Source organism: Vibrio sp. 10N.261.46.E11 (assembly GCF_041472735.1).
Taxonomy (GTDB): domain Bacteria; phylum Pseudomonadota; class Gammaproteobacteria; order Enterobacterales; family Vibrionaceae; genus Vibrio.
In genome coordinates, this window is sequence record NZ_JBFRQW010000040.1 from 21,890 (window position 1) to 29,492 (window position 7,603).

At 43.3% G+C, this 7,603-nt stretch carries 4 protein-coding genes; all 4 read left to right on the forward strand.

The annotated features are described in order from the left end of the window. The first annotated feature begins 9 nt into the window (after window positions 1-9). Window positions 10-3,996 (forward strand): type I restriction endonuclease subunit R, encoded by a 3,987-nt coding sequence (locus AB4407_RS13135; protein WP_372120862.1) that lies wholly within the window; start codon window positions 10-12, stop codon window positions 3,994-3,996. Next, the gene (locus tag AB4407_RS13140) at window positions 3,996-4,676 is read left to right on the forward strand and encodes a M48 family metallopeptidase (protein ID WP_171327250.1); all 681 of its coding nucleotides are present in this window, start codon (window positions 3,996-3,998) and stop codon (window positions 4,674-4,676) included. Before AB4407_RS13135 ends, AB4407_RS13140 begins: the two co-directional genes overlap by 1 nt. A gap of 131 nt (window positions 4,677-4,807) precedes the next feature. Next, window positions 4,808-6,328: an AAA family ATPase gene (locus AB4407_RS13145; RefSeq protein WP_372120863.1), complete on the forward strand. Its 1,521-nt coding sequence runs from the start codon at window positions 4,808-4,810 to the stop codon at window positions 6,326-6,328. Continuing rightward, window positions 6,328-7,185 carry an HNH endonuclease gene (locus AB4407_RS13150; RefSeq protein WP_372120864.1) on the forward strand — a complete coding sequence of 286 codons (858 nt, stop codon included), beginning with the start codon at window positions 6,328-6,330 and terminating at the stop codon, window positions 7,183-7,185. The genes AB4407_RS13145 and AB4407_RS13150 overlap by 1 nt, the downstream gene beginning before the upstream one ends. Window positions 7,186-7,603: the final 418 nt, after the last annotated feature.

The following is a 7,603-nucleotide window of genomic DNA, read 5'->3' on the forward strand; positions in this document are numbered from 1 at the left end:
TATCAAACAATGTCAGAGTACCAATTGGTTGAAAAGCCGCTGCTAAACCAGCTTAAAAGCATGGGCTGGGATGTGACGGATTTAGGGCAAGGTGTGCCTACCGACCCAACCACCAGCTTTCGCAGCTCTTTTCGTGAAGTCATTTTAAAAGACATTTTTAAAACAGCAGTACATCGCATCAACACCTTTGATGACGGTAAGTCCTGGTTGACAGATAGCCAACTCGATGTCTTGCTCGATGATGTCACTGACTTTGGTACTCACAAATTACTGGCGGCCAATGAAGAGTTTATTGGCCGTCTCCACAAATGGCAGCTTGATCGCAACGAACTGACCGGCGAAGAAGACCCTGTTGTTAAGCTGATTGATTTTGATAACTGGAAAAACAACACTTTCACCGCCATCAATCAGTTCCGTGTTGATACGCCTGGGTTGGGGAAAGAGCACATTCGGCCTGATACTGTATTGTTCGTCAACGGCCTGCCGCTGGTGGTGATTGAGTGTAAAGAGCAGTCACAGCATTGCTCTAACCCAATGGCAGCAGGCATCGACCAATTGCGCCGTTATGCTGACTTGCGTGAGCCTGAACACAGTAAACTGCGTGAAGGTGAACTCGCTCTGTTCTTTACCAACCAGTTGATGATCAGCACCTACGGTGATGATTGCAAAGTGGGCACTATCACCTCAAATGAAGAGTACTACTTCAACTGGAAAACTATTTATCCAGATACTGAACCCTACATTGCACCGGAAATCGGCACCCATCGCAGCCAGGAAAAACTAGTTCAGGGCATGCTCCACCCACAAAGGCTGCTTGATATCACCCGCTGTTTTACATTGTTTATGGATACCGACAATGGCCCTCGTGTAAAAGTGATTTGCCGTTACCAGCAATTTCGCGCGGTACAGAAAATCCTTGAGCGAATGGAAAAAGGCGAAACCGGTATTCAGCGCTCGGGTGTGGTTTGGCACACCCAGGGAAGTGGCAAAAGCCTGACCATGGTGTTCTTGGTGCGTAAGCTTCGCCGTCACCCTGAGCTGAAAAGCTACAAAGTGCTGATGGTTAATGACCGAAACGATCTAGAAGAGCAGCTCACTAATACAGCTGCTTTAATTGGTGACAAGGTCGTTGTCATTAAAAATACGAGAGATGCGAAGGGGGAGCTTGCAAACGATACGTCAAATACCAATATGGTGATGGTGCATAAGTTTCGCGAGCAAGACAGTGGTTTCCTACCAGAATCTGTGCGTAAGCTTTTGTCTAAACAGCTAGCGGAAGCGCAAGAGGCCGGTGATGTTGAGCGTATCGAAGAACTAGAGTCAGACTTTGATGCCGAGATCGTCATGCATCAGCCTTTCGGGGTGATCAATGAAGGCGAAAAAGTCCTGATCTTAGTGGATGAAGCGCATCGTACGCAGCGGGGAGGTAAAGACCGTCCAAGCCTTTCAGATAACCTGTTTGATGCTTTCCCGAATTCCACCCGAGTGGCATTTACAGGAACGCCGCTCATCGCTGACCACCACACTTATCCAACCTGGAAGCGCTTTGGAGTCAATCAAGAAAAAGCTTATATCGATAAGTACAAACTTCAGGATGCGGTCGATGATGGCGCGACGTTAAAAATTCTCTACGAAGGTAAAACCGCAGACAGTGCGATTTACGATAAAGCGGGATTTGATACCAAGTTTGAAGATCTATTTGCTGACAGAACGGAAGAAGAACTAAGAGAGATCCGTAAAAAGTATGGTGCAGAAGGGGATATTCTTGAGGCAGAAAAGCGCATTGAGGAAATTGCTGAGGATCTAGTTAAACACTACCTAAGACAGATACTACCAGCTGGCTTCAAAGCCCAGGTGGTGTGTTCCTCCAAGCAAGCGGCTATTCATTACCAAACCTATATTGAAAAGGCACTGGCGAAAGAAATCGAGTTATACAAAAAGCAGCCAGAGCAATGTATCGATAAAGCTTGGCTTGAGCGCCTTGAGTTTTTGAAAACGGCGGTTGTGATTTCAAGTGATGACACCAATGAAGCAGCTTCTTTCACATACGCCAGAAAGCAGGCCAAAGAATTAAAAGCAGTCGATAACTTCAAGAAGAAGTTTGATCACAGCAAGCCAAATACCGGCGTCGCTTTCTTGATTGTCTGCGACATGCTGTTAACGGGCTTCGATGCGCCAATTGAACAGGTGATGTATCTCGACAAGAAACTGCGAGAGCATAATTTGCTGCAAACCATTGCCCGTGTAAACCGCACCGCGAAAGAGAAAAAACGTGGCTATATTGTCGATTATATTGGTCTTGCTCATCACTTGAGAGATGCACTGTCGATGTACTCTCAAGATGATCAAAACGACATCATGGAAAGTATGCAGAACATTGATAGCGAAGTGCCGGTGTTGGAAAGTCGTTATCGCCGTTTGCTTCAGCTATTTTCCGAACTCGATGTTCATAACATCGAAGCATTTGTGAACCAGAAACTTAGTATGGATGAGCACTATCAAGTGCAACTTCAGGCGATTGCTGTTTTAGAAGACCCTCGCCAGCGTGACAGTTTCAACGTGTTCTTGAAGAAGTTTCTTCAGAGCATGGACATCATCATGCCGAACTCCTTGGCAGATCCTTACAAAACGCCGATGTACCAGTTTGTGCATATTCAAGCGAAAGCGCGTCAACGTTATCAAGATGACAGCATGAGCTTCCAAGGTGTGGGCGCAAAGATTCGCCATCTAGTAAATGAATACCTGATTAGTCTTGGTATTAACCCCAAAGTTAAGCCTATCGACTTGTTCAGTGATGCCTTTATGACCCACATGGGAAAAGAGCCGGACTTACAAGCGCAAGCGAGTGAAATGGAACACGCCATTCGTAAGCACTGCAAAGTCAATGCGGATGATGACCCAGTTTTCCACAAAAAAATGAGTGAGAAGCTGGATGAGATAATCAAAAAGCACTCTGGTAACTGGGAAAAGATGATCCTAGAACTAAGTGCGTTGCGATATGAGATCGACGCCGGGCGTGGACCTAACGCTCAAATTTCCGACCCATTCTTTGATTTGATTGTCAGCATTGCATTCCCAGATGGGGAGCCTGTAAAACCATTTGGTAAGGTGAAAGCCTGTGTTGATGCCATTATGGAGGAACTAGGGGAACATATAGGTAGCTTAGATTTTTGGGAAAGAGGGGAGTTGATTGATGAGTTAGAGGGACGGATCGAGAAACGCTTGATATTGAGTAAAGTGCCACAGCTTAGAAGTAATAATGAGCAATTGACTAAAGAAGTTGTAGCGTTGGCGCGTAGAAGGGAGTTGTTAATTCTATCGGAGCAAAAAATTAACCAAAGAATAGATGAAGTTATTGACCAACTTCGCTCTATTGATCCTCAAGCGCTGCAAAAACAAGTCAGCAATCAACCCGATCTATCCATGCTGAAATATGACTTGGATGGTGTTGATTTATTCCTTGCTCAAGAGTTGGAGCAATATGAGAGTTTCTACCAGCTAGCATTGATTAAGGTCGCTACTGATATCAATTATTCAGAGAACGAAGAAGATCATTCAACACTGCCGTATGAGGTGCGAAAACAGTTTAATTTGTGTGCTGATGAAGTTCGTGAAGCATTAGTTGATATCATCCTCACAATTCAATCAGAACTCTCATTGCCGGACTTGGAAGAAAAACCGATTGTTGCTCTGAAGGAAACAGCGCAAGGTAGCTTCATCTTTGGTGTAACTGTCGGGGTGATGTCTAGTTTCATTTATGACGTTCTCAAAACTACCGCATTAAAAGGTCGTCAGCCTATCAAAAACATGGTTGCAAAAGGCGAGCGTATCAAATCTGAGCTACCAGCAATGGTGGAGCGAAATCGCGCCGAACGGGGAGTTGATGAAGCGAACTACGGAATTTCGCGCACTGAAGAGCAAAGCTTAGTAGATGACGCACTGAAGCAGTTTCGTGACCGCAATTCACCAAAGCAAGATAAGAAAAAACATCACTAATGCAATACAAAGATATCAAATACAGCTTGAAACAAAGCAAGCGAAAGACCACCAGCATTCTTATCGAACGGGATGGGAGTGTTACTGTGCTTGCGCCTGAAAGCTACGATATTGAAAAAGTAGAGAGCATCGTTGAGGAAAAACGCAGTTGGATTTATCGCAACCTAGCAGAATGGGAAGATCTTAACCGCACCAAAGTCGAACGTGAGTTCGTGAGCGGTGAGGGCTTCCCTTACCTGGGCTGCAATTATCGCTTAAAGCTGGTGGACGAGCAGAAAGAAGACTTGATCCTGAAAAATGGTTACTTCCTCATGCGCCGTGATAAGGCGGAATATGGTAGCGAGCTATTTAAACACTTCTATCGCACTAAGGGGCTATCTCGTATTAGTAAACGGGTAGAGCACTTTGCCCCAAAACTAGGAGTGGATTATCGTGCAATCCGTGTCATGGAGCTTCAGCATCATTGGGCTTCGTGCTCACCAAAGGGTGATTTGAACTTTCACTGGCGTTGTCTGATGGCACCACTCGCTGTTTTGGATTATATAGTGGTTCATGAATTAGCTCACCGCATTGAACGCAATCATAGTGCCGCTTTTTGGAACCTCGTCGATAAAATCATGCCTGACTACCAAAAACATGTTTCTTGGTTGAAGCATAATGGGGCAGGGATGGATCTTTAGTCTCTCGGACAACGAATTAAGTTACAGTGTTTTAATTATCGCTAGAAAACATGAACTTACTCATACTTTTAATGCTCCTGAGCCGGGGGCTATTATTCAAAGGCTCTTAAGCTAATGGAGTTAAAAAATAGATGAATATTGTAGTCGTACCTCGAGGTAAGCCTATTCCAATTAGTGGCATTAGCACGGCATATCTAAAAATCGATCATTGGAATGACTTTTCATTCGTCACTATGTTCGATTTGAGGCTATTTGATGAGCAAGGGGGGTTTCATGAAATCGGTGGGATCAAAATTGGCTTCAAAGGTCAAACTACTAAGGAAGATACCTACAGTACTCTTGATTCAACCATCCAGTCCCTTCCTGAAGGATACTTTTCTGTAGGGTTAGATGTTGAGTTTTATCAGCGTATTTCTAAACTTACACCGAAAACTAGAGATGCATTGCTAAGCTCCCTTAAAGATATTGTTCATGAGCCAGGTTTAATTTCAATGGCTCAAGATGAAGAGGTTTTTAAAACGTCTTTATTGAGAGATGTAAGCTTGTCAGTAATAAAAGGGCAGTTTGCACGCGTACTAAGTGGAAGTAATCCGCTAACCAATTTTGAATTCAAATTTGTAAGACCTGCTCAAGATAGAATGGGTGGAATTGAGCTGGAATTTGATGTTCAGGTAGAACAGAAACCAAGTACGAATATACATGCGCTCATTGGTCGTAACGGTGTTGGTAAGACAACTTTGCTTAATGGTATGATTGAAGCCATAACGAGTAGAGGGCAATCCAAGGCAAAGTTTTTTGATTTAGAGAGCTGGGGAGATGCTACTCCAATCGATAATGACTATTTTAGTAGCTTGGTTTCAGTATCTTTCAGTGCCTTTGATCCTTTTGAGCCTCCTCAAGAACAGCCAGACCCTTCTAAAGGAACCTGCTATTTCTACATAGGCTTGAAAAAAGATGAAAATACTTTGAAAGGACTGAGTGATTTACATGCTGATTTTTTGAAAGCACTAAAGACATGCTTAAGCCAACTACCGAGAAAGGAGCGTTGGTTAAAAGCTATAGATACTCTGGAGTCAGATGAAAATTTTGCGGGTATGAAACTTAAAGAGCTCGCCGAGTTTTCCGGTAAAGAATTTACGAAGAAAGCTCGGAAACGTATCGAAAACATGAGCTCAGGCCATGCCATTGTCTTATTAACGCTCACTCAGTTAGTTGCTAAAGTGGAGGAGAAAACACTGGTGCTAATTGATGAACCAGAGAGTCATCTTCATCCGCCATTGCTGTCTGCTTTCGTTAGAGCTTTGTCTGATTTACTACTGGATCGCAATGGTATATCCATCATTGCAACTCATTCTCCGGTAGTTCTTCAAGAGGTTCCTCGACAATGTGTATGGAAGATCAACCGTGTTCGACTGTCTACCGAACCAAGCAGGCCAGCGGTAGAAACATTCGGGGAAAATGTCGGCATTTTGACGAGGGAAGTCTTTGGGTTAGAGGTAACAAAATCTGGATTCCATGACTTATTAGTCAAGTCTGTTGCCGCTGGTGATAGTTATGAAGAAATTGTTTGTGATTATGGAGGGCAGCTAGGTATTGAAGCTAGAGCGCTATTGAAGGCACTTGTTGTGCACAGAGAACGGAGCGCTAGCTGATGCTTAAACTTAAACAACCTTTTTACGATTACGTTGATGTACTTACTCTATGTCGGGATGGCATAACAGGTAATAGAGGGCTTCTTCAGAACGTTAATGATGCGGTTGCGAGTTTACACCAACAAGCACAAGCATATGGGGCTTCTGGTGCAACGGGTGAGTTACATACTATCGAACCTCTACTAATTCAAGAAGAGAATGATCCTGTTGTTATTGGGCGACTGAGGAAGTCTGACTTGATAAAGTTGTACGGTAACTACATGGTTGGGAAAAAAAAGCCAGCTCGAGCCGTCTATGATTCCTTGATACTAGCCGCGAATGAAAAATGTCCATTTTGTGGTGGTATTGGGCGCCCTCGGAATTTGGACCATTATTTACCGAAAGCACACTTCCCTCAGTTTTCTATTGTACCTGTCAATCTAGTACCTTCATGTCGAGACTGTAATATGGATGGTAAAGGGGACGATTTTGCAGCTACCGAGTCTGATCAAGTTATACACCCCTATCTAGATGACGATCGTTATTTCAATGAACAGTGGCTGCATGCTAGGTATCTTGCAAACAATGATGTTGAACCAGGGGTTATTGAGTACTTTGTTTCTCCTCCCGAGCACTGGGAAGACGAACATAAAAACCGAGTTGAAAAACACTTCAACGACTTTGAGTTAGGATTGAGGTTTTCAAAGGAGGCTGGTCCAAGGCTTGCGACACTAATGTCACAATATCGGGGGCTGTTAGATCTTCAAATAGATATTGAGGCTAGTAAAAATGTGATTTTTCAGAAAGCTATTGATGAATCGCCATTCGTTAATCACTGGGAAAGAGTGATGTGCTTGGCTGTAATGTCCGAACTGTAATGGAATGTAGTAAGTAATACTCTCGGTAATACTTTTTGTTTGGATTTTTTAATTGTTATATATTTCAGTTGTTTAATTCATTAACTCTGACGTCTCACTCTACCATGTTTAAGTTCAATGAAATATCAGGCATCTTGAGCTGAAAACTCATAAGGTAAGTGTGTGGTAGCTGGAGTAACTATGGTTAGTTTTATCCAAAGTAACACCAGAAGTAACATCTTAAAACTCTACTTTCATAATTATTATCTTAATCAAAAAGATAGGTATGATAGTCGAGTCCAGTAGCGGCACCACATTATACGAAAGAGCCCATCTAGTGTGGGCTTTTTTGTGCCTGTAATTCCTTGTCTTATCAGACTCTTAGCCATTTCTTGGTCCCAAGAGATCCCGTGACGTGTTGTAATACCAATCGTAGTAA